The organism is Ketobacter sp. MCCC 1A13808 (genome assembly GCF_009746715.1).
Lineage (GTDB): Bacteria > Pseudomonadota > Gammaproteobacteria > Pseudomonadales > Ketobacteraceae > Ketobacter.
Genome location: NZ_VRKW01000002.1, coordinates 306,899 through 329,172 on the forward strand (window position 1 = coordinate 306,899; position 22,274 = coordinate 329,172).

General features: G+C 53.7%; 15 protein-coding genes. 5 read left to right on the forward strand and 10 right to left on the reverse strand.

Annotated features, from left to right (window positions below; all coding sequences use genetic code 11):
- Positions 1 to 8 precede the first annotated feature (8 nt).
- Positions 9 to 1,313, reverse strand: coding sequence for an enterobactin transporter EntS (entS, locus tag FT643_RS05310; RefSeq protein WP_156869934.1), 1,305 nt, complete (start codon positions 1,311 to 1,313; stop codon positions 9 to 11).
- A gap of 84 nt (positions 1,314 to 1,397) precedes the next feature.
- Here entS and fepD point away from each other — a divergent pair, with 84 nt between their 5' ends.
- From fepD to FT643_RS05325, 3 genes are read left to right on the forward strand one after another with little or no spacing between them, the layout of a single operon-like run.
- Positions 1,398 to 2,474, forward strand: a complete 1,077-nt coding sequence (gene fepD, locus FT643_RS05315; RefSeq protein WP_156869936.1) for a Fe(3+)-siderophore ABC transporter permease — start codon at positions 1,398 to 1,400, stop codon at positions 2,472 to 2,474.
- The gene (gene fepG / locus FT643_RS05320; protein WP_232339869.1) at positions 2,474 to 3,514 is read left to right on the forward strand and encodes an iron-enterobactin ABC transporter permease; all 1,041 of its coding nucleotides are present in this window, start codon (positions 2,474 to 2,476) and stop codon (positions 3,512 to 3,514) included. Before fepD ends, fepG begins: the two co-directional genes overlap by 1 nt.
- The gene (locus FT643_RS05325) at positions 3,511 to 4,380 is read left to right on the forward strand and encodes an ABC transporter ATP-binding protein (protein WP_156869940.1); all 870 of its coding nucleotides are present in this window, start codon (positions 3,511 to 3,513) and stop codon (positions 4,378 to 4,380) included. The genes fepG and FT643_RS05325 overlap by 4 nt, the downstream gene beginning before the upstream one ends.
- On the opposite strand, the gene FT643_RS05330 is transcribed toward FT643_RS05325, so the two are convergent.
- The 3 genes from FT643_RS05330 to fes form a co-directional block, all read right to left on the reverse strand.
- Complete coding sequence (locus FT643_RS05330) at positions 4,293 to 13,058, reverse strand: amino acid adenylation domain-containing protein (RefSeq protein WP_156869942.1); 8,766 nt, start codon at positions 13,056 to 13,058, stop codon at positions 4,293 to 4,295. The genes FT643_RS05325 and FT643_RS05330 overlap by 88 nt on opposite strands.
- Positions 13,059 to 13,170: 112 nt before the next feature.
- Positions 13,171 to 13,380 carry an MbtH family protein gene (locus FT643_RS05335; protein ID WP_156869945.1) on the reverse strand — a complete coding sequence of 70 codons (210 nt, stop codon included), beginning with the start codon at positions 13,378 to 13,380 and terminating at the stop codon, positions 13,171 to 13,173.
- A gap of 40 nt (positions 13,381 to 13,420) precedes the next feature.
- Positions 13,421 to 14,758 (reverse strand): enterochelin esterase, encoded by a 1,338-nt coding sequence (gene fes, locus FT643_RS05340; RefSeq protein ID WP_156869947.1) that lies wholly within the window; start codon positions 14,756 to 14,758, stop codon positions 13,421 to 13,423.
- Positions 14,759 to 14,985: 227 nt separating this feature from the next.
- On the opposite strand from fes, the gene FT643_RS05345 reads away from it, so the two are divergent.
- Complete coding sequence (locus FT643_RS05345) at positions 14,986 to 17,076, forward strand: TonB-dependent receptor (protein WP_198043337.1); 2,091 nt, start codon at positions 14,986 to 14,988, stop codon at positions 17,074 to 17,076.
- A gap of 73 nt (positions 17,077 to 17,149) precedes the next feature.
- Here the strand turns inward: FT643_RS05345 and FT643_RS05350 are convergent, their stop codons facing one another.
- From FT643_RS05350 to FT643_RS05365, 4 genes are all read right to left on the reverse strand, one after another.
- On the reverse strand, positions 17,150 to 17,362 hold the full coding sequence (locus tag FT643_RS05350; protein ID WP_156869951.1) for an RNA-binding S4 domain-containing protein: 213 nt from the start codon (positions 17,360 to 17,362) through the stop codon (positions 17,150 to 17,152).
- On the reverse strand, positions 17,359 to 17,733 hold the full coding sequence (locus tag FT643_RS05355; RefSeq protein ID WP_198043338.1) for a tautomerase family protein: 375 nt from the start codon (positions 17,731 to 17,733) through the stop codon (positions 17,359 to 17,361). The genes FT643_RS05350 and FT643_RS05355 overlap by 4 nt, the downstream gene beginning before the upstream one ends.
- Positions 17,734 to 17,801: 68 nt before the next feature.
- Positions 17,802 to 18,545 (reverse strand): hypothetical protein, encoded by a 744-nt coding sequence (locus FT643_RS05360; RefSeq protein WP_156869955.1) that lies wholly within the window; start codon positions 18,543 to 18,545, stop codon positions 17,802 to 17,804.
- 92 nt (positions 18,546 to 18,637) lie between these two features.
- The gene (locus FT643_RS05365; RefSeq protein ID WP_156869957.1) at positions 18,638 to 20,287 is read right to left on the reverse strand and encodes an alkaline phosphatase; all 1,650 of its coding nucleotides are present in this window, start codon (positions 20,285 to 20,287) and stop codon (positions 18,638 to 18,640) included.
- 279 nt (positions 20,288 to 20,566) lie between these two features.
- Here FT643_RS05365 and FT643_RS05370 point away from each other — a divergent pair, with 279 nt between their 5' ends.
- The gene (locus tag FT643_RS05370) at positions 20,567 to 20,803 is read left to right on the forward strand and encodes a DUF5062 family protein (RefSeq protein WP_156869959.1); all 237 of its coding nucleotides are present in this window, start codon (positions 20,567 to 20,569) and stop codon (positions 20,801 to 20,803) included.
- Between the two features lie 89 nt (positions 20,804 to 20,892).
- Here FT643_RS05370 and FT643_RS05375 read toward each other — a convergent pair whose 3' ends face one another.
- Complete coding sequence (locus FT643_RS05375; protein ID WP_156869961.1) at positions 20,893 to 21,570, reverse strand: energy-coupling factor ABC transporter permease; 678 nt, start codon at positions 21,568 to 21,570, stop codon at positions 20,893 to 20,895.
- A 45-nt stretch (positions 21,571 to 21,615) separates the two neighbouring features.
- Positions 21,616 to 22,245 carry a vWA domain-containing protein gene (locus FT643_RS05380; protein ID WP_198043339.1) on the reverse strand — a complete coding sequence of 210 codons (630 nt, stop codon included), beginning with the start codon at positions 22,243 to 22,245 and terminating at the stop codon, positions 21,616 to 21,618.
- Positions 22,246 to 22,274 lie beyond the last annotated feature (29 nt).

Consider the following 22,274-nt stretch of genomic DNA (forward strand, 5'->3'; position numbering starts at 1 on the left):
TCCATTGCCTAGCTCACAGCCTCCGCCACGGGGCTGCTCTCCGTTGCCGGGCCTGACTCTGAATCGGAATGCTGACCCGGTTGAAACGGCTCCTGTTGCAATCGCCGAAGCGAACCAAAGCCAATACTGAACAGCACCCCCAAGGCAGCAGCCCCCACTCCGAAAGAAAAGACCGCCACTAAAGGCGTTAACAAACGCGCCAGCACACCAATACCCATGGCGCCCGCCGCATCACCTGTCACGTCTTGAGCATTCCACAAGCTATTCACGCGGCCCAGCAAGCGATCCGGTGTATGCCCCTGAACCAGTGTGAATTGCAGCAACGAGGCAATCGAACCGAAATAACCGATCACCACCAGCGCGGCCAAACCAGCGTATAAATGATGAATCATACCCAGTGAGGCAACCGCCAAAGCTGACACAATCACACTCCCCATCATCATTAAACCCGGACGCCGCAATCCGCCGACCCAGCCGCTGGTAAACGCTCCGACCATGGCCCCCAAAGGCACGGCCGAAAACATTAATCCCACTTCAAACGCACCGCCACCGTAGCCCTCTTCCGCCAGGGACGGAAACAGTACACGGATGGCAGCCAGTAGCGCTTGCAAAGTTCCGATCACAATGACCGCGCCCACCACTTTATTCTGAAACAAAAATTGAAAGCCTTCCGCCAGGGAACGCAGCGGATGATCCGGTTCACCCCCCTGAGGATTCAGTTGCGGCAATCGCACCAGCGGTATCAAGGTTGCGACCGTGCCGATGCCGGCCAACAGGTAATTCCAACTCACGCCCTGCGCAGCGATGATAACGCCGCCTATAGCCGGTGCCACCACCGCACCAAAGCGCACGGTCAACATGCTGAGCGCGCCCGCTGCAGGTAAATTTTCACGGCCAACAATAGTGGGGATCGCTGCCATCAACGCAGTGATCCCCATGGCGCCAAAGAAACCGTCCCATACAGAAACGATATACAGCGCCAACACCGATGGCTCGGAAATAAAACTATTCAGGGCCAGCACCAAAAACCCGGCACCACATAAAAAGCGGGCCAATAAAATCAATTTGCGACGATCAAAGCGATCCGCCAGCACCCCCCCGCACATCAAACCGACAAACATGCCGACCCCGTCCATTGCCATGGCGATACCCACTTGCACGGTGGAGCCGGTGAGCTCGTGAATCTGGACCGGAACGGCCACCAATAATATACCCAACGCGAAAACGGACATCATTCGCGCAACAAAAATGGCACGAAAATGCCGGTTGGTTTTTAACAGGCCGAAATCGACCACGATAGAAGGCTTACCCATAACAAGAACCACACAATTGAGCCGGAAAAATTATGCTACTATACAAACATATTTCTAAATCACAATCATTATCATTCTCATAAAATGCTTCTGTCAGAACGTTTTTTTATACATGGCCGATCCGCAAGGGTCCGTAAGTCGGCTCAGCAGCCAGCCAATGACCAGAGTCGCCGTCAAAGTGTACTCAGGTTAGTGCTGTGCGCTGTGGTGCTGGTCATTAGCCTGGTCGCCAGTCTCGCTTTGGGGGCAAAATCCATCGAGTGGCCGGTGGTAGTGAACAGCTTATTGGGTAATCTGCACGATGCGGACAGCATTATCGTTCTGCAAAGCCGCCTGCCCCGCACCCTGCTGGGCTTGCTGGTGGGTATCGCCCTCGGCATTTCAGGTTTGCTAATCCAATCCATCAGCGGCAATCCGTTGGCTGAACCCGGCATTCTGGGCGTGAACGCCGGAGCCAGTTTTGCGGTGGTGTTGGGTATCAGCCTGTTCTCCGTACACTCTCCCCTGCTGTATTGGTTTTACGCGTTCAGCGGTGCCATGGTGACGAGCCTTGCGGTGTACGCTATCGGCCGCTTCGGGGTACAGCAAATGGACCCGGTACGATTCATTCTGGTCGGGGTTGCGGTGGGCGCAGTGTTGACCGGATTCAGCTCGGGGCTGACGTTGCTCAACCCCGCGGCCTTCGATCAGTTCCGTTTCTGGAGTGCCGGTTCACTGGATATCCGCGATCTGGACCGGGCATTGCTGGCGCTGCCCGGAGTACTCAGTGGCACCCTGCTTGCATTGTATTTATCCCGCTCACTCAATGCTTTGAGTATGGGCGAGGAATTGGCCGCAACCCTGGGCTCACGTCCGCTACTGACACAATCACTGGCGTTACTGGCGATTGCCTTATTGTGCGGCACCGCCACGGCTGCAGCCGGCCCGATCACGTTCGTGGGGCTGATGATTCCGCATCTGGCACGGCGGATTGTGGGCAACGACCATCTCTTATTGGTGCCCTGCGTGTTATTGACGGCACCGATTTTATTGCTCTGGTCTGATATTGTGGGCCGCGTGATTATTGCCGGTGAATTACGAGTATCCATTGTCACCGCCTTTATCGGCGCTCCCGTTCTGATTTGGCTGGCCCGACGCCAAACCAGCCCCGGGAGGCAATGATGAGTCAATCAATATGGCTAGGCCGTCCCGACGGCTCGTTCAATGTCAAAATAGCCCTGCGCGGGTTTTGGGTTAGCGCTTTTTTGGCGTGCCTGTGCCTGACACTGGCACTGTACGCTCTACAATCGGGCGCCCTCCAATTGAGTCCGCACGCCGTGTGGCAAGCGTTGCTGGGAGACGGCACGGCAAGCAATCGGATGGTGGTCGTGCAATGGCGTTTACCTCGTGTGGTCATGGCGCTGGTACTGGGCGCCGCCCTGGGTATGAGCGGCGCTATATTTCAATCCCTTATTCGCAACCCCCTGGGCAGCCCTGATGTGATCGGATTTAACAGCGGCGCTTATACCGGTGCATTACTTGCCATTGTTTTACTGCAGGCAAACCATCTGCAGATCGCCGGCGGGGCCCTATTGGGCGGTTTGCTCACTGCGGCCATCATTTATTTGCTGGCGTGGAACCGGGGCTTAAACAGTTTTCGTCTAATCATTGTGGGCATCGGTATCAGCGCCATGCTAACCGCCGTTAACACCTGGCTAATGATCAGCGCCAGCTTGGAATCCGCCATCAGCGCTGCCGTTTGGGGTGCCGGTTCCTTAAGTGGCATAACCTGGGGCATGGCTCGCCCCTCGGCCCTGATCTGTGTGTTCGCCTTGCTGGCTGCGTTGGCACTGAGCCGCCGCATGCAGATGTTGGAGATGGGCGATGACAGTGCCAGTGCACTGGGCATCAACGTGGAACGCAGCCGCTTACAACTGATGGTGATCGGCGTCGTTCTTACCGCGGCTGCCACCGCTGTGAGCGGACCTATTTCATTCATTGCATTGGCGGCTCCGCAAATGGCCAAACAATTGTCCCGCAGCCACAGCACCACCTTATTGTGCTCCGCCTGGATGGGCGCCCTGCTGTTACTGGCGGCCGACCTGGTGGCGCAGCACGCTTTTTCACCCCAAAAATTGCCCGTAGGAGTAGTCACCGTCAGTATCGGTGGACTTTACCTGATCTGGCTTTTAATACGACAAATGAGGCCTGACTCGCGATGAGCCGATTACAAGTCAAACGCATGAGCGTAGGGTACGAACACGATCCCATTCTGAAAACGCTGAACATTGATATTCCCGATGGCTCGTTCACCGCCATTATCGGTCCCAATGGCTGCGGTAAAACCACGCTTTTGCGCAGCCTGTGCCGGTTACTGAAACCGGAAACCGGCCAGGTTTGCCTGGACGGAGAAAACATTCATCACTACCCCGCCAAGACCGTTGCCAAGCAACTGGGATTATTGCCGCAAAGTGCGAACGCACCGGAAGGCATCCGGGTAACGGATCTGGTGGCACGGGGCCGCTACCCCCATCAAACCCTGTTTCGTCAATGGAGCGAGGAGGATGCAGTGGCCGTGCAGCTGGCCATGGACGTCACCGGGACCACCCAATTTGCCGACCGTATGGTGGACTCTTTGTCCGGCGGACAACGACAGCGGGTCTGGATTGCCATGGCGCTGGCCCAGCAAACCCCGATCCTGCTGCTGGATGAACCCACTACGTATCTGGACATTGCCCATCAAATTGATCTGATGGAATTATTCCGCATGCTGAATCTGGAATCAGGTCGCACGCTGGTCGCCGTGTTGCACGATCTGAATCACGCCTGCCGTTATGCCACTCACCTGATCGCTATTAAAGACGGCGAGGTGGTGGCACAGGGTAGCCCGCAACGCATTATCACGGCGCAATTAGTCCAACAGGTATTCGGTCTGGATTGCATCGTTATCAACGATCCGGTGAGTCATACGCCCTTGATTATTCCCAAGGGCAGTTTTACTCATTCCCATAAACCGGCATTGGAAAGAAGTTCAACCAACAGTGGCCCGACATTTTCCAACGACTCCGGGGAAACAATGTCCTCGTGATTGCAGTCGAAACGATGAACCTGCAAACCATTCAGAAACGGCTTCCAGGTGGCTAGCACGTCCATCCCATCAGGTAAGGTCCGGGTCGCGCAGAACAGGGTGGCTTGGCCCTCAAAATACGGCGTCTCCGCCTGAGACAACAAACGTACCGAGTCCTCGTAGTTCTGCACAATGTGCTCGAACATCTGCGCTTTTTCATTCAGCATAAACTCGTCTTCCGCCTCTTCCGTCGCCACCATAAACTGCTCCTGTTCGCGGGCAACTTCGGCTTTCGCTTCCTGTTCCGTCGGCCCACTCCAATCCTGACCTTCCGGGGGATAAGTGTCCAGTAAGCCCAGAAACGCGACCCGCTCGCCAGACTGCTGCAAGCGTGCCGCCAGGCCCTGCGCAATGGTCCCGCCAAGGGAATAGCCAATCAGATAGTAGGGTCCCCGTGGCTGAATTCGGCGTAAATTCTGCAGATGCATTTCCACTACCGCAGCCATATCCTCACAGGCCGCAATCGCCCCGTCCGGACGCGGTGACTGCAAGCCGATAACGCTGCATTCCGCTGGCAGGTAGCGGGATAAGCCGGAATACTGCCAAGCAAATCCGGATGCAGGGTGAACACAAAATAAGGGCGCCGTGGAACCGGCACGAATATAGAGCGTGTGGCCAAAGCCTGCGTTCGCCGGATCGTTCGCCAGCGCATCGTCGGACAACACCCGCGCCAGTTTTTCCACTGAAGGTGACACCATTATCTGCCCCACCGAAACCGGCTGGTTTAATTCACGACGCAATTCTGCAGCCAGCGCCATCGCAAGCAATGAATGCCCGCCCAATGCGAAAAAGTCGTCGTCCGCGTTCAGCGTCGGTATCTTCAGGATGCGCGCAAATAAGGCTGCCAAACGGCTTTCCAGACCCGGCTTGGGCGCGCGCCCTGGCATTTGGATGAAGGCACCCGGATCCGGTAAGGCTTTGCGATCCAGTTTGCCATTCGCACTTAATGGAAATTGATCCAGAATCATAACGCTCACCGGCACCATGTGCGCGGGCAGGGTTGCTGCCAGCTGCTCACGCAACTGCTGCGGAGAGGCTGCTTCTCTATTTTTGTGCAACGTGACGTAGCCCACTAACTGACGGCTATCTGCCCCGGCCATTGCGGTGCTTCCCTGGGCACCCAATTCACGGGCCACCACGACGGATTGTTTGACAGCGGTCAATGCCTGCATCGCTGTTTCGATTTCACCCAGCTCGATGCGCTGGCCCCGTATCTTCAATTGGTCATCGCTGCGGCCTAAATATTCCACATCACCGGTACTCAACCACCGAGCCACATCTCCGGTGCGGTACATGCGCTCACCGATCGCGAAGGGATCCGCGACGAATCGCGTGGCGGTCAATTCCGGTCTGCCTAGATACCCATCCGCCAACTGGACTCCTGTCAGATAAAGCTCACCGGCAACCCCCAGCGGCACCGGCCGCAAAAACGAATCCAGAATCCGTAGCTGCGTGTTCCAAACCGGTTTGCCGATGGGTACGCTGGTGGATTGGTGCGTACCGGCATCACAATCCGCTGCCGCTTTATAGGTCACATCCACTGCGGCTTCCGTTGGACCGTATAAATTATGCAGATTTGAACCGCGCGCATCAGGATAAAACAATGACTCATAAGCATCAGCCAACTGACGCGACAATGCTTCTCCACTGCAAAATACACGACGTACGCTGGCGAACATGGGCACTCTGGTTTTGCGGTCCATGGCGGCACTGGCGACAAACGCCGCTAGCATGGAGGGAACAAAGTGCAACGTCGTTATTGCCTGATCCCGGATTATATTCAGCAATGCTTCCGGGTCGCGATGGGATTCCGGAGGCGCCATAAATAAACGGGCGCCCACAATCAATGGCCAGAAAAACTCCCACACCGACACATCGAAGCTACAGGGTGTTTTTTGCAAAACCACATCACTGCTATGCAAAGAATATTCGTGCTGCATCCAGCGCAAGCGATTGATGATGGACTGATGAGACACCAATACCCCTTTCGGCTTTCCGGTCGAACCAGAGGTATAAAGCAGATAGGCCGGTTGCTGCGGCCGCAAGCGCGGTGCAACCCACTCCAGTTGATTATTGAGCATGGCCGGACTGGCTAATTCATCCAGCAACATTAACGTCCCCAGCGAAGCAAAGCGCTCCGCCAGTTCGGTAGTCGTTATGATTAACTGCGGTTTGGCGTCCTGCACCATATACGCCAGACGCTCATCGGGGTAGCTGGTATCCAGCGGCAGGTAAGCCGCCCCGGCTTCCACGATCCCGTATAAGGCCAGACTCAATTTTAACGACCGCGGCAGCGCCACCGCGACGATGTGCCCGGACTCTACACCCGCTCGCTGCAACCGGGCAGCCAGATATTCGGTTTGCAAACGCAGTTCGCGGTAGGTGCACTGCTGCTGTTGGTCCGCCAGGGCAATTGCATCCGGGGATGCTAACGCTTGAGCGATAAAGGCATCACGCAATGTCTGCTGCGCTACCGTTACACGAGTGTCATTGATTTGCCCAATCAGCCTAAGCTCGTGTCGATTCAGAGCCTGAAATTCACACCAGGGCCGGTCTGACTCATCACAAAGGTGACGCAGCAGCATTATCAGCCGTTCCGCCATTGCGTTCGGGTTCTGCTTGCTGCCGTCCTGGAAATGGCGATACTCAATCAACAGACGAAGTGATTCCCCGGGCAAAACCAGCACCGTCACCGGATAGTGGGTATAGCCTCGATTCTCAATGCCCAGCAAACGCGCGCCATGATAATCCCGCGCCCTAAGGTCGGACTGATCCGGGTAGTTTTCTACCACCAAAAGCGTATCGAACAAATTGGATTCGCCGACTAGACGCTGAATATCGGCCAAACCCAGTCCATCGTGCTCAAGTAATTCTATTTGTTGCTGCTGCAATTTTTTCAGCTGTTCAATTAAGGGCCGTTGCGGATTCAGTGTCATTCGCACCGGAATCGTATTGCTGAACAAACCGATGTGTTCTTCGATGCCGTCGACCGGGCTGAAGCGGCCCGAAACCGGTGAACCGAATACCACATCATCGCGCCCGCTCATGAGCGATACGAACGCGCCCCATGCACCCTGCATCAACGTATTCATAGTCAGGCCCTGCTCCCGACCACGCCGGATCAGCGCTTGCTCCAACGGCTTGGGAATCAGCAGTTCGTATTCATGCACCTGTGCCTCGGTTTGCGCATTATGGAACAGCAGAGTGGGACTAACACCCGCCAGAGCACTGCGCCAGATTGCATGGGAAGCGTCAACGTCCCGCTGAAATAATTGACGAACCACCGTCGCGTAATCCACCCGCGTCGCGGTCAATGAATCTGCACCGCGAGCCAAAGCGGTGAGCAAGTCATTCAGCAGAATTGGCGTCGACCAGCCATCCACAACCAAATGGTGCGCGGTTATAAACAAGCTGTGCCGGTTGTCGCCGCAATGAACCAGCAACGCATGCAACAACATTCCCGCATCCGCTGCGCCAATGGCAAAATCGCGCTCCAGCTCCTGCTGCTGTAAGCCATCCAACGCGGCTTCAATTTCGTTTGCCGCGGTTACGGACAGCGTCATTTCCGTAAACGGCCACAGGCCGTCCCGTTGCGGAGCGCCGGCTTCCTCGGACGGGCTTTTCCCATCCGGCAATAACGGCACCAAAATAAAAGACTCGTTGTTCAATTCACTATCGAACAACGACGCCAGATGAGGATGTCGCATGAGCACCGCATCCAACGCGCGACGTACCCGCTGGGCTGGTAAGGGGCCTTCAAAGTCCAGTCGCGTAATGGAGTTGTATTTGCTGGCTGCTTCACCCAGCTGCGCGTGAAACAATAAGCCTTGCTGCAAAGGCAGGATCGGTAACACCTGACTCAAAGAGCCGTAGCGTTGCAGCATCCATTCCAATTCCGCTGTGGAGAGCGATGCACCCTCACGGGTCAGGGTTTCGCTGGCCACCAGGGTATCGCGGGCTTGCCGAGGTTGCTGCTGTGCGAACCGGGCTAACGCCTGTAACTGTTCAATCACGTGCGTGTGCAATTGCCGGATCTGTTCTTGGTTCAGGATCCCGTTAGCCCAGGTCCAGTTAATGGCTAAGCGCGGTTGTTTTCCTTCCTCCACGAACACGTTGATTTCCAACGGATACAACAGCGGCATTGTTGGATCGTTATCTACAGCAAACACATCGACGAAGGGGCCTTGGCCCACCTGCGGTTGCCACCAGCGATCTTGCACATGAAAGCGGCCCAAATAGTTAAATAAAATCTGCGGACGGTTTACATTTTCCAGCTCAGCCAAGCGCGCCCCATTGACCGGATCAAGATAACGCAGCACACCATATCCCAAACCACGGTCCGGAATTTGGCGGGTGCTGTGTTTAACGGCTTTCAGCGCCGACAGAACCGAGTCGGTGTGCGTTAAATCCAGAAACAACGGATATTCTGCAGTCAACCAACCCAGGGTTCTGCTCAAGTCATGCACATCATCGATTGGCTGGCGGCCATGAGACTCCAGGGAAAAACGCCACCGGGATGAACCGAACTGCGTCTGTAAAGCCAGAGACACCGCACTCAATAGGACGTCTTCAATATGGGCGTTATAGGCTTCGGGTAGTTGTAACAACAAGGTTTGGGTTAAGTCTGCGTCTATCAACGTGCGCAGGTGCTGCGCCGTCCCGTAAGTGTCTTTTTTCCGATCCGGTTTACGCCGCCCTAATACCGGCAGACTTTCCGACAGCGCAGACGTCCACATGGTTAATTCTTTTTGTCGCGGTGATACCTGGTTTACCAAAGCCTTGGACCAGGATTTTAATGAGGTATCTTCCCGCAGCAAAAGTGGCGTTGTGCCTTCCATGATGGCAACACATGCGCTTTCCAGCTCCGGTAAAAGAACACGCCAGGACACACCATCCACGATCAAGTGGTGCAGCACCAGCATTAACCATTGCTGACCGGGAATGCCCTGCACAAGGGTGGCCTGCAGCATCACCCCCTGGTCCGGATTCAGGCGTTTGCAAGCATCATTAAACTGCGTATCCAGCCAGCCACTCCAGCACGCGATATCAGACGCTGCGGCCGCCCGATCCGGATTTGGCACGGCGCTCTCCGTAACCCAATCAGTAACCCGGTGCACCGGGGATTCCAACGCAAAGGCATCCATCACCAAGCGACTGCCTTCACTGCGGGCACGCAACGCAGAATGATTGCGCTGCAATAACTGTAACGCCCGCTGCAGGTGGTCACACTGCAAGCCGGGGGACACTTGTACTAACACACCCTGGGCAAAGCGACGTTGCAGTCCGTAATGTTCCGCAAACCAACTTATAACCGGTATCGGACCTATGTCACCTGCTTCCAGGCTCTGGTTGTGTGCTTGAATGTGCGCTTGGCCGTGGGCATTACGGTCACTGTGCAACGGCTCAAGCCGGGACGCTATCCGCGCCGCCGTGCGTTGCGCAAATATCTCTTTCGGTCGGATCAGATAACCGCATTTGCGTAATTCCGTGCCCAGGCTCATGGCTGAAATACTGTCGCCACCCAGATTAAAAAAGTCAGCATCAACACCGATAGAGTCCAGTCTCAGCACGGCCGCTATGGCGTCGATTACCTGTTGTTCCTGCTGTGTCACGAGACGACTGGATTGCGTATCCGATGCACCAGCATCCGCAAGGGCGCAATCCAATAACGCCTGCTTATCAATTTTTCCGTTTACCGTCAGTGGCCACTGGGGCACCACCGCTAAAGACGACGGCACCATATACTCCGGCAGCCGTTGTGCGAGCTGTTGCAGCAAAATCGATGATGACAACGAAGCTGCTGCGCCAGGCCTCGGCGTACAAAAGGCCACTAGCCGATAACCCGAAACCACCGCCTGAGCCAGCACCACCGCCGCTTCCACTCCCGCTATACTCGCGACAGCGTGCTCTATTTCGCCAAGTTCAACACGAAAGCCCCGCACTTTAATCTGCTCATCATCACGACCGATAAACGACAACTGGCCTTCCGCAGTCCAACGCACAATATCGCCACTACGATATAAACGAGCACCGGCTTGATCCGAGTTGGCAACAAAGCGTGCTGCGGTCAAATCCGGTCGCTGCCAGTAACCCTGCGCCAGCCCCGCACCACCGATATACAGTTCTCCGGCAACCCCTACCGGGACCGGTCTCAATTGCGAATCCAATACGGCAATGCGGGTATTGGCAAGCGGCCGTCCGATGACTGGCTGAGCATGCAAAGCGACACTGGCGCTCAGTGCATCCACCGTATATTCGGTGGGGCCGTAAAAGTTAATCACCTGCAACGAAGCGTATTGACGTAATTGCTGCCACAACACAGCGGGGGCGGCTTCGCTGCCAATTAAAATCAAATCCGGCTGATGTGCCGAGGCCATTAACCCGCAATTCAACATTTGCTGCAGCAACGAGGGTGGCACATCCAAAGTGTTAATTTTTCGTTTCTGCACCAGATGAACCAGTTCCTGGGCATCCCTACGTTGCTCCTCGTCACAGAGGATGACGGTTTGCCCCAGGAACATCCAAATTAACTGCTCCCAGGCAGCGTCGAAAGAAAAGGAAGTTGAATGCAAGGCACGAATGCCCGTGGCCTCTTGCTGGCGCTGTAACAACGCTCCAAACGGACCCGCCCGGTGAGACAACAATAAATTCAGCAAGCTGCCATGGCTGACCCTGACGCCTTTCGGTGTGCCGGTGGAGCCCGAGGTATAAATTAAATACGCAGTGTCACCAGGCTGAACGTTTGCCTGTGGCAGATACCGATCGCCAGTCCCGGGATTCACCCTGGTCGAGGTTACGATACCATCCAAAGCCCAGCAATTTTGTGCTTCAGGAAACTGCCCGACATCCACACTCAGGGTGACGATCAGTTTTGGACCGGCGTCCTGGCATATCCACGCCAAGCGGTCCTTCGGGTATGCCAAATCCAACGGCAGATAAACACCCCCTACCGACAGAATCGCCATCAACGACACCACTGAATGCATGGATCGCGGCAACGCCACGCCCACCAGATCGCCGGGCTCAACGCCCTGCGCTACCAGCTCGGCTGCGAGGTTTTCCATGTAACCGCAGAGCTGGGTAAAGCTCAGGGTCTGCTGGTCAAACACGAGAGCATCCTGGTGTGGAAATCGAGTAACCGATTGCTGAAACACATCCAACACCGTATTCCAGTTTTCCGGTTTAACCACTGTAGGGCCTGTACACCAGGTTTCGATTTTTCGGCGCTCGTACTCACTGATTAACGGGGTGGCACCGATTTCTGTGTCGGGGTTTTGCAGTAACTCGTCAACAAAGGACTGTAACCGCAACTGATGCCACTTCAGTTCACTCCCGCTATAACGGTGCGGGTTCGCAGCAAGCTCAATCACCAGATCATTCGGCGATTCGCCGCGTTCCCCTTCAACCGCTTCCATCCAAATGCCGAACTCCAAATCGTCCACTGGACCCGCGGCCAGTAAATGATGAGTCTCTTCCAAACCCTGTAACTGCGCACGCTGATCGTAAATCTTTACGTTCAGAGTCGGCCCGTATAAGAGTTGGCCAGTGCCCAAGGTTCCTGCATCGCGCTGCAATTGCTCTGCATCGTAACGCTGATGTTTACGCACCTTTTTCACTTCATCCGCAACACACTGCGCGATGGTGTTCAACGACATGCTCTGGTCGACGCTAACCTGCACCGGTAACACATTCACTACCGGCCCGGTGGACACCGCGGCCAGCGAACCCAGGCGACGCATAAAGGGCATCCCTACGGCTAATTGCGGCTGACCGGTCATACGATGCAGATAGGCAAACACCGCGGCCATCGCCATTTGCGCCGGAGTATATGTCGGCGCACTGCCTGCCCTACAGAATCCTGCGATCTGATCAGCATTGAATCTCACCTGTTGACGCAATACTTCCACATTGGCAAAGGGCTGCTCAACCGACATTTCTTTGCCGCATAATGACACCGGTTGGGCCAACTGCTCCACATAGGTTTTCCAGAACGCCCTATCCCGCTCGATAAAGCGGGAATTGCGATATTTCTCCTGCTCAGCCAGCACCTCCGCGAACGAAACGTAGGGCATTTCCCCGGTCTCCTGCTGGTTTAATAGTGCATTATAAATCTGCGCCATGCGTCGGGTCAGGCCATGAAAGCTATATCCATCAACTGCAATATGATGGTAGCGCTGGTACCAGATCCACCGTTGTTCATGCAACTTGAACAACCGATGACAGTAAAGCTGTGCACCGGAATCCACTGTCAGATTCTGATCCAGATCCGCAGCCATCCATTGCTGCACTACCGACAACGGATGCTGTGCATCGCTGACATCGCAACACTCAATTTGCGCGACTTGCTGCCAATCCAGATTGAGCGGCAGTAATTGTCGCGGACCTTGATGGGTTTCCAGATAGCGCCCTGACACCGTATCCGCCTCCGCCAACCCCATCCGGATAGCCTGCTGCAAACAGTCAACATCCAGCACGCCACGCAACTCCAAATAATGCGCGACAGCATAGCCATTGGTTACATCCGCAAGCTGATCTCCCAACCAGATGCCAAGCTGAGTAGCAGACAAGGGTAAATCCTGCTGCGTGCGAGAGGCGGGGTTAACAGAGGACGTTTGCGGGGAAGTCTTCGTTGTGGGCATCTTAATGATCCGGTATTTGAAGTTTAAATTGTGAAAGGCGAGTGATGAATGCAGGACCTAAGGCGGAGTTCTGGTGCGCAGGCATGCCCCTATAGACACCAGACCATCGACTTCAGGCGACTGAATATTGCGGCCGGATATCGTTCCAGTTCTGCTCCACATACTCAATGCATACGGCACGGGTATCCGGGCCCAGAATGACCTCCCAACCGTCCGGCACTTTAGAAAAGTCCGGCCACAAACTGTATTGACCAAGGTGATTTATTAACAAAAGAAACGCGTGAGATTCATCGTCGAATGGGTTTTTTTGTTGTGTGCTCATATAGAACTCCTTTTTTTCAAATCGGCTTAACGATTACGGATTAGCTATTCCGGCTTTCGGCTTGCTCCGGCAGAAGCACTGCCAAACCTTCCAGCAATCCTCCGCGCCAGCAAATGCCATCGTGACCGCCTTCAAATTGCTGAAAATGAACTTGATGACCGGCTGCCACCAATGCATTGCGCATGGATTCGTTCACATCGATCATTACATCCTCGCGGCTGCCCACTTCCATAAAAATACGCAGCGGGACAGGCGACGATATAATTCCGTTATCCAGTTTTTCGGCAAGCAAGCCCTGGGCTCCGGGTTTGCGAAGGCAGGGCTGGCCGGGGGCAGCGTGCAACAACTCCACATATGGCCACCAGAATGATCCGGATTGGCTCACCACTGCGCCAAACACATGGGGGTAATTCAAAGCCGCGTACATCGCGGCCAGGCCGCCCAGGCTTTGCCCTGCCACCACGGTCGTTTCCGGCTTCAAGATAAATTTATGGGCCAGGGCCACATCGGGCAGCAGCTCTTGCACCACCGCATTCCAGAAAACATCATCACAAGCTAACTCGCGGCTGCGCTGAGCGCCGCTAACACTATCGACAAACAGATAACGGGCTGCGGGTAAACGGCTGCGCTCGGTTTCCTTATCCAACGCGTTATAGATCGGCATCTCCTGTGCCCAACGGCGTCCGTCCAGCAATATCACCAACGGCAGAGAGGAGCCGGTGCCGGTTTGGTACAACCAGACCGTGCGAGACGTGCTCAGCAACGCGCTATGCCACTGCCATTCCTGCTGCGCAGACCGGGCCGGATCATGTCCGGGCTCAGCCCGGGTTGAGTCCTCCCCAAGCCAGGCCGACTGGTCCGGTGCTGCAGGCAGGTGCAGCGCAGAATACGCCCCCCATGCATTACGATGGACACAGGGGTTCAACGGGTCTGCCATTGCGCGCCCTGAAATACTTTGCCACCATGCCCGCTGCGCCTGTTGTTGCTGTTTGGGGTTGGCCTCGTTTTCTTGCAGAATGTGCGGGGGCAACTGCTCCTGTCGCACCGGGATATAGCAATAGCTACCCCGCCAATTCGCAGGTAAATCCACTTGCCAATACCATACATCGGTGCCCGGAACGCGCTGCAAACTTTGCGGTTCAAAACTATGGTGGTCGGTCACGGAATTGACGTCGATATAGACCCTTACGTACGTAGACTCCAATTCGGACCCTTCCGGGTCGCGCCATAAAAACGACACCCTGACCTGATCACCCGCTGAACCCACCGGGCCGCCCAGGGACAGCGGTTCACACAACGGTGCACCGGCCGCTTCCAATTGCTCCCACCAACCCTCTCGCCCTAACGCAGCGTCCAACAGCCAACAGGTTGATTCCATTTCCTTTTGCTTCACGCCCGTTCCCATCATTTCAGATAGCCTATAAATCGCCCAAGACGTCCATGTGATATGGATTTTGTTGCGAACTCTAACATAAATAGGCTTAATTTCTATTGCTAATGATAATTATTATCATTATATTTACGCCATAATTTCAAGACCTATCTGAGTCGATGAAGTCCCGCAAGGGATTCACCGACACACGAATAAACAGGGGATTACCACGAATGAAGTTTATTAAACTTCCGGAGCAACGCAGCTTCGGGGCTCGGGCATTGCTGTTGACCTCCGCAACACTTTTGGCACTGCCACTTGCGAGCAACACCTTTGCCGAAGATACAACAGACAGCGACGTCGCCACCTCTAAACTCGACACCATTAAAGTAACCGGGGAAAAAATAGACCGCTCACTGCAAGAAACCACCACCGCGGTGACCGTCCTTGACGAGAGCGACGTGGATTCCGGCGAACTGGATACCGCGAACGAAGTGGTCGAGAAAGTACCCAATATGATCACCAATCCCAATGGCACACCGAACATTCGGGGCGCACTGGGAACCGGGCCCGCCGCTGGCGTTTACTCTTTCACGACCGGTGCCCGTCCACGGGTCAGTACCACCGTAGATGGCTTGGCGGAAAGCTGGTCCGGTCAGGAATATCAGGACACTGGCATGTGGGATGTGGAGCAACTTGAAGTAATGCGCGGCCCGCAATCCACTACTCAGGGCCGCAACAGCATCGGCGGCGCTATCGTGCTGCAAACCAAGGATCCCACTTTTTACTGGGAAGGAGCGGTTCGTGCGGGCTACGAAGGATCGGAAAACAAGCAACAACTCGCTGCGATGGTGTCTGGTCCGTTGATTGAAAATGAATTAGCGTTCCGACTCGCGGCTAACGGCTCGATGGGAACAGGCTACATCAACTACACGATACCGGAAGGAGATCAGTGGCCCTGGGATCCCGCGGAATCGGAATTCAGCAATGTCCGTGGCAAGCTGCTATGGGCGCCCTCTTCTATTCCGGAGCTCACCGCCAAGCTCACCATCACCCGACGGGACCAGGAAGGTGAGTATCTGAACGTAGTGAATGGCGACCATTTTTTTGACTATGATTTTCACGCCAGCTTTAATGATGAACCCAACAACACCCGTTACCAAAACACAGATACCACCACGGTCAGCACCGACGTCGCTTACGAATTTTCTGACGAGATCAGCCTGGAAGTCTTGCTGGGCACAAGCGAATACAACGCCTCGTTTGAACAATATCCTGCCCTGTTCGAGTTACAGCTGGAGGAAGAATCCACTACCTTCGAAACCAAACTCATATTCACTCCGGAAGACGACAACAACAGCGGCGTAATCGGTATCTACGCTTATGAGCGCAAACAAAACCTGGATACCAGTACCAAAGAATTTTTCGGTGACGATGATGTAAACACACTGGCCTTGTATGGTGAAGGTCGTTTCGCCATGACCGGCACCGTTGATTTAATCCTGGGCGGACGCATCGAACGGGAAGAGCAGGAGCGGGATGTGGCGGGTTGGCCCGGACTACCCTGGGGCGGACAAGTGGTCACCGATATTGGTGAAACCCTGTATCTTCCCAAAATCGGACTGGACTACCAATGGGCACCCAACAACAATCTGGGGTTCACTGTACGTAAAGGGTATACCCCCGGTGCCGGTGCGCTGGACTGGGACAACGGCGACTTTTATGAGTACGACAAAGAAGAAGTCGTTACCTATGAAATCAGCAGCCGCAACGTGCTCGCCAACAACACAGTGTCCATCGTGACCAACGTGTTTTACAACACCCTGGACGACCTGCAAACCCTGCTCAATAACCGCTTTGTGAATCTTCCAGAAGGCAAGTCTTACGGTTTGGAAATGGAAATCAATGCCGAAGTTGCTCGTGGCCTGAACCTGTTTGGCTCCATCGGCACACTGCAAACTGAAATCACGGAGCCGGATGAACTGAATCCGGAAATCAAAGGCAACGAATTCGGTTACTCACCGGATTACAACCTGGGCATTGGTTTCGAACAGCACCTCGACATGGGTATATTCTTCGGCATGGACGCTAATTACGTCAGTGAATACTATTCCAATGCCGACAACATAGAAGACGAAACCGCCGGAGATTACACCATAGTCAATATGCACGTAGGCTATGAAGCAGCCAGCTATACCGTGCGTGCCTATGTTCGCAATTTACTGGATGAGGAAGTTTTGTATCGGCAAGCCGACGGCTTCGTACCTGAAGCTCAGGTCGGGCCTCCGCTGACGGCGGGCATAGTGGCGGACTATCGTTTTTAGCAAAACAACTAAACGGTAAATAGTCTTTAAAGCAAAGCCCGGCTTGTATCAATGCAAGCCGGGCTTTTTGCTGTCATCGCAGCAGTATCTTGTATTGCACCTGCATAAACTCGATCACATCACCGGACACTATTTTTTTGCGCTTTCTGGTTTCCTGAACCCCATTCAATAAGACCAAACCGTCGCTGATAACCCCTTTCGCTTCTCCGCCACTGCCAACAATGCCTTCAAACTTCAGTATTTTATAGAGCTCCACTGGTTCCCGGGTGATAAAGATTTCCTTCATAGCACATCACACGCGGCCTGACCGCCCCGGATGCCCCAGTTTTCTGCTTCGATTTCCCGCACCGCAATCAACACGTGATCCGGGGGAATGCCGAACTCTTGCAAATTGTTCACAATAGCCTGATATAGCGCGCGCTTGGCATCCAGCGTTCGACCGGGGATACATTCGATACTGACCTGGGTATAGCATTCGGGTTTATCCAGGCCGGGAGGACAATTGAAACGGTGCGGTTCGTGCACAACCAAGCGGGCATTACGGCTTTTGCTGCCCAAGCCAAACGCCGTTGCAAGGGCAGCATGCATTGAATCAAGAATCCGGATTTCTATTTCTTTGGGGTATTGCTGACGAACATCTATGGTGATACTAGGCACGGTTTTTTCCATCAACGGCTGTATTTCGGATGGAATACTACACCGTTGATGATATCCACCCAAATCAATTAATGCCCGTGTGATCCGATATCATTACCTTCTGCATCATAAAAACCGGAATGGCCGTGCTCAACAAAACCCAGATTAATCATTTTACGCAGGAAGGGATCGTTTTCCATATCCCCAATATCAGTGAAATCCACGGTTTGGTATTGCGCCAGCAGATCGAACGCCTTGTCCACGGTCTTTTCGTCTTTGATCAGTTGCTTCAGCGTCCAGTGGGTACCAGTCGTCTGGCTTTTCACACTCAACTCCTCCGGCAGCTGTAATGTTTTAAGCCAGACAAGATGGTAATTTTCATGCTCCTTGTGAAGAGAATAATGCTGTTTCTGATCACAACCTTTGCCACTCTCCTCTCCCGGCGTCATGCGACCTTTAAAAGCATCGGAAATCAGCTGGTGCTTGACACTCCAGTCATGCTTGCCTTTTATCTCTATGGGTTGATATTCGATTCCGCGCTGATGGGCTTCAAAATAGCGCACCATATGCAATTGGTTATTCTTAGTTTGTTCCCAGAGTTCCGTTATTTGTTTCTGCGGGTAACGGATCGCAACCTGCTTTCCACTGCGCCACAACTCCAGCTTTTGTATCGGCTTGGTTGCGGACGAGCCTGCTTCGGGTGACATTTCGATTTCATAAATCGCGCCTAGCTTATTTGCAGTCGCACATTGGTGCTGCTGGGCTGACACATTGAAGGGAGCGGCTATCCCCAGCATCAAGCCTGCCGCGACGATTTTTTTTCTGATATTCATAACTTAACCTTATTTATGTCGGTAAACCTGTAACGAAAAAATGAGGAGCATAGGCTCCCCATTTTTAGACTGCTCTTTTTAGAGTCAATCGCTTACCACCACCGACGCCACCAGGGAGCAGGCTTACTCAATTCTTTGTCGGCATTCGCTTCCAATTTGCCTACCTGATTCATGATATGGAAAATATTACTTTGTTCGTTGGTACCGCTAACCAAATGCGCGCCAGGGCCCGCACCGTAGATGGCAACATCTTCACCCGCATGGGTTTCAGAACCCAAAGGAATCAGTGCTTCCTGATGGTATCCGCTGGCTTCGGTATCGATGCTGGAAAGATCCATGCGTCCGGCGTTGATATCGTAGCCATATATTTCATCGGCATCGGTTTCATTGCCCAGATCACGCATACCGTATCCATTCATGTAGCCCACTGTCGTGTACGGCATGCCGTCGGCCGCCAACTCGGGTTCATCTGAACCCACGCTCACGACTTTGCCCAAAATCGGGTTACCGCGCTTGGGGTAACCGGCGATAGTGAATACGTGGCTGTGGTCAGCGGTAACGATAATAGTGGTGTTACTCAGATCGACCGACTCAACGGCCGCTTTCACCGCATTCGACAGTTCAATGGCATCGGTGAGGGCGTTATAGGCACTTCCGGCGTGATGGCCGTGATCAATGCGACCGGATTCCACCATCAGAAAATAGCCTTTCTTATTATTGGCCAGTACATCAATCGCCTTCGATGTCATTTCGGATAACGACGGTTCCCCGGCAATATCGTTAACCCGGTCGGCTTCGTATTGCATGTGGGATTCGTTAAACAGGCCGAACACTTTACTGGTTGAAGCCGGGTCAATCGCGTCAAAGCCGAACTGATCGTACACATAGACGCCCTGAGGATAGGCTTGCTTCCATTCCGCAGTCAGATCACGACCGTCGGTGCGATCGCCTTCAACCGAACTGACCGCATCAGCGCTATTATAAGCCGCGTCGTTGGGCAGAAAATGACGGCGACCGCCGCCCATAACCACATCGATTCCGTCTACTCTGTCGGCTTGCGGGAAACGGGCTTTTAAGTTCGCTTCAAAATCCACCAGCTGGGCTGCAATATCAGTGCATCCCTGGGCAAGTGCCTCTTCCGGCATATCGGAATTGTCTTCCCAGTCGCGATCGGCTGATTTCGCATAGGTGGCGGCAGGGGTTGCGTGGGTGATCCGTGCAGTGGAAACTATACCGGTTGCTTTACCACCTATTTCAGCCAGCTCGAGGGCAGTGACCAGCTCGTTGCCCGCAACCGTCGAACAATCTCCACGTACAATTCCTTCGCCCACACCGATCACACCAACATCGGTTTTAACGCCGGACATCATGGCCGTCATCGTACCCGCTGAATCCGGTGTTTGCGCATCAACGTTATAGGTTTTTGCCATGCCGGTGTAAGGAAACAGGTCAAAGCTCAGATCGTTTTCCTCCCCTTGCATGCCTTTCAACTGGCCTTCAAGAATACGGGCTGCTGTGATGGTGGAAACGCCCATGCCATCACCCACAAAAAGGATAACGTTTCTGGACTTACTCAACGCGGCAAATGGCTTGGCTTTGATATTGGCCTGGCCTTGGGTATACCAAGGGCTGTACTTCTGGTAACTCGGGACAGAATCGATTTTATTCAGATCATTAGCCTGTGCACCTGTGGCCATAGCCACGGCAACAGCACCGGCAAGCGCGGCAACTTTGAATTTCATGTAGGCAGCTCCAATTGTTATATCAGCAATAGATCAGTTAAAAGGCCCCTTCAAACGAACATTGGGGGCAGAGACAACAGAGAAGATAAAGCGGAATTGTTACAGAACGGTGGACGTTTTTTGCCTAATTCTAGAGAAGTGTGCAGATTCACGGCGTTGCACACGGAAGCAGCGAAAATTGCGGAGGCTCGGCAGTTCCCCCTCACAAGACTTGCATTACAGTCCGAAGCGAATACATTAAAGCAGACAAGCCCTATTGAATACTAAGGAATATCGCTTATGAAAAAATTGAAGAACGAGAAAGAACTGGTTAAGAAAGCGATCGAAGAAGGTGTGAAGTATGGCGAAAAAAGAGGCGTTGTTGAATTTGAAGCCACCGATTCAGCGACCGCCAAAATCGAGTATATTTACCGGTTGCTGGTACACGACAAAGTCATTCAACCGGTGCCTGAAGATCAGGTATCTCAGGGCACCATGAAGCACAAGCTGGCTATCTGGGCGTCCAAATTAAAATAAAACCGGGTGCAGGACGCTCCCTTCTGAGCAGCATTGATCAAAACAAAACGGGAAGCACGAAACGCTTCCCGTTTTATTTTGGTGCTGGGTTACGCCGCAGAATACAAGCGCTTTTCCAGTAATGAGCTGCCTTGTAATTTGTCCGTCCATTTTGCGACGGCCAACACGGCCAGATCCAAAATCGGCTCTATCACGATAACGCTCATATAGGCTACCGAGAACGAACCTACGCTGGCCAGATTCTCGGCACCGAAGCCCTGACCGTAGAATGCCCAGAATGCAACCCAGGTAACGATGCCGCCCTGAAACACGACCGACAGGCTCAATGCTTGCGAATATTGAATATCCACATAGCGCGTACGTTCCGGAATAATTTTTTTGGCGATCACACTCATGGCAAAAAGCGGAACCAACAAAGTGGTGATATTCATTGCAAACTGCGGTAAATCAGTGGGTGCGAACAGTAATCCCTGAATTCCCAGGCCAACCACCAAGCCGATGGCTGCCGGAGCCAACCCAAACATTAACAACAAAGTGGAACCCAATATGAAGTGTACTTCGGATACGCCCACCGGGTGATGCGGTAAAACCTGGAAAAAACAGAACACCAAAACCGAAGCAATAACACCACGCAAAGCCGTAGAAATAACGCCATCCTTGTTCACTGTATCCAGCACCGCTTTCGACAACAAGCCAAAGGCAACGGTTGCTGTGCCATAACTAAGCACCATTTTGGCGCCACTGACAATACCTGGTTCTATATGCATATCACTATCCTCATGTTTATTTAAAACGAAACGGTTGTGTGTACTTCAAGGTGTTTCATAAAACTCCGCTGCTACAAAATAGTCGGATTGCCACAGTTGAGCAATTTGTTGAGCACGTCTCAGTGGAACCGCACGATTTTCAAAATCCACAACGGTACACTGATCTGCGTATTCCGGTCTCGACGGGAGCGGGTTAAAGCGCCCATCCGTCAGCAACCACAGCCCGGTGCGTAATCCCGGCTGTTTACGCTTGGCCTGCTGCAATATTTCATCTGCTTTCCCTAAACCCAGTGTTGCCGGAGTCCCACCGCCACCTTTGATTGCTGAAATCCAATCTTCATTGAAAGCCACGGCTTTTCGGGCCGGTTGTAACAGTTGCACCTTCTGCCCGTTGAACCCCAGCACCACCAACCGGTCACGTCGTTGATAGAATCCTTCCACCCACTGCAGCAAGAGCCCTTTGGCCAACGACAAATTATGATGTGCAAGCATCGATCCGGAACAATCCAGCACCAAACAATGCAGTGTTTCAGCCTTGGGGGCATGACGTCGGTACACCAGGTCCTGCGGCTGCCAGCCACGGCCCCCACGCTGGGGATCCACACCTTTTTGCACCAGCGTTTTCACCCAATCCACGTTTCGGGAATGGGCTTGTTGTGCCTTCTGTTTGTGCAACGATGCCTGAAGACCGGGCGCCGCTCGTT

Excerpts from the sequence above, each read along its gene's own strand:
- entS (WP_156869934.1), bottom strand. The coding sequence starts at position 1,313 with ATGGGTAAGCCTTCTATCGTGGTCGATTTCGGCCTGTTAAAAACCAAC.
- fepG (WP_232339869.1), top strand. The coding sequence starts at position 2,474 with ATGAGTCAATCAATATGGCTAGGCCGTCCCGACGGCTCGTTCAATGTC.
- FT643_RS05335 (WP_156869945.1), bottom strand. The coding sequence starts at position 13,380 with ATGAGCACACAACAAAAAAACCCATTCGACGATGAATCTCACGCGTTT.
- FT643_RS05360 (WP_156869955.1), bottom strand. The coding sequence starts at position 18,545 with ATGAATATCAGAAAAAAAATCGTCGCGGCAGGCTTGATGCTGGGGATA.
- FT643_RS05325 (WP_156869940.1), top strand. The coding sequence starts at position 3,511 with ATGAGCCGATTACAAGTCAAACGCATGAGCGTAGGGTACGAACACGAT.
- FT643_RS05350 (WP_156869951.1), bottom strand. The coding sequence starts at position 17,362 with ATGAAGGAAATCTTTATCACCCGGGAACCAGTGGAGCTCTATAAAATA.
- fes (WP_156869947.1), bottom strand. The coding sequence starts at position 14,758 with ATGGAATCAACCTGTTGGCTGTTGGACGCTGCGTTAGGGCGAGAGGGT.
- FT643_RS05330 (WP_156869942.1), bottom strand. The coding sequence starts at position 13,058 with ATGCCCACAACGAAGACTTCCCCGCAAACGTCCTCTGTTAACCCCGCC.
- FT643_RS05345 (WP_198043337.1), top strand. The coding sequence starts at position 14,986 with ATGAAGTTTATTAAACTTCCGGAGCAACGCAGCTTCGGGGCTCGGGCA.
- FT643_RS05365 (WP_156869957.1), bottom strand. The coding sequence starts at position 20,287 with ATGAAATTCAAAGTTGCCGCGCTTGCCGGTGCTGTTGCCGTGGCTATG.
- fepD (WP_156869936.1), top strand. The coding sequence starts at position 1,398 with ATGCTTCTGTCAGAACGTTTTTTTATACATGGCCGATCCGCAAGGGTC.
- FT643_RS05375 (WP_156869961.1), bottom strand. The coding sequence starts at position 21,570 with ATGCATATAGAACCAGGTATTGTCAGTGGCGCCAAAATGGTGCTTAGT.
- FT643_RS05370 (WP_156869959.1), top strand. The coding sequence starts at position 20,567 with ATGAAAAAATTGAAGAACGAGAAAGAACTGGTTAAGAAAGCGATCGAA.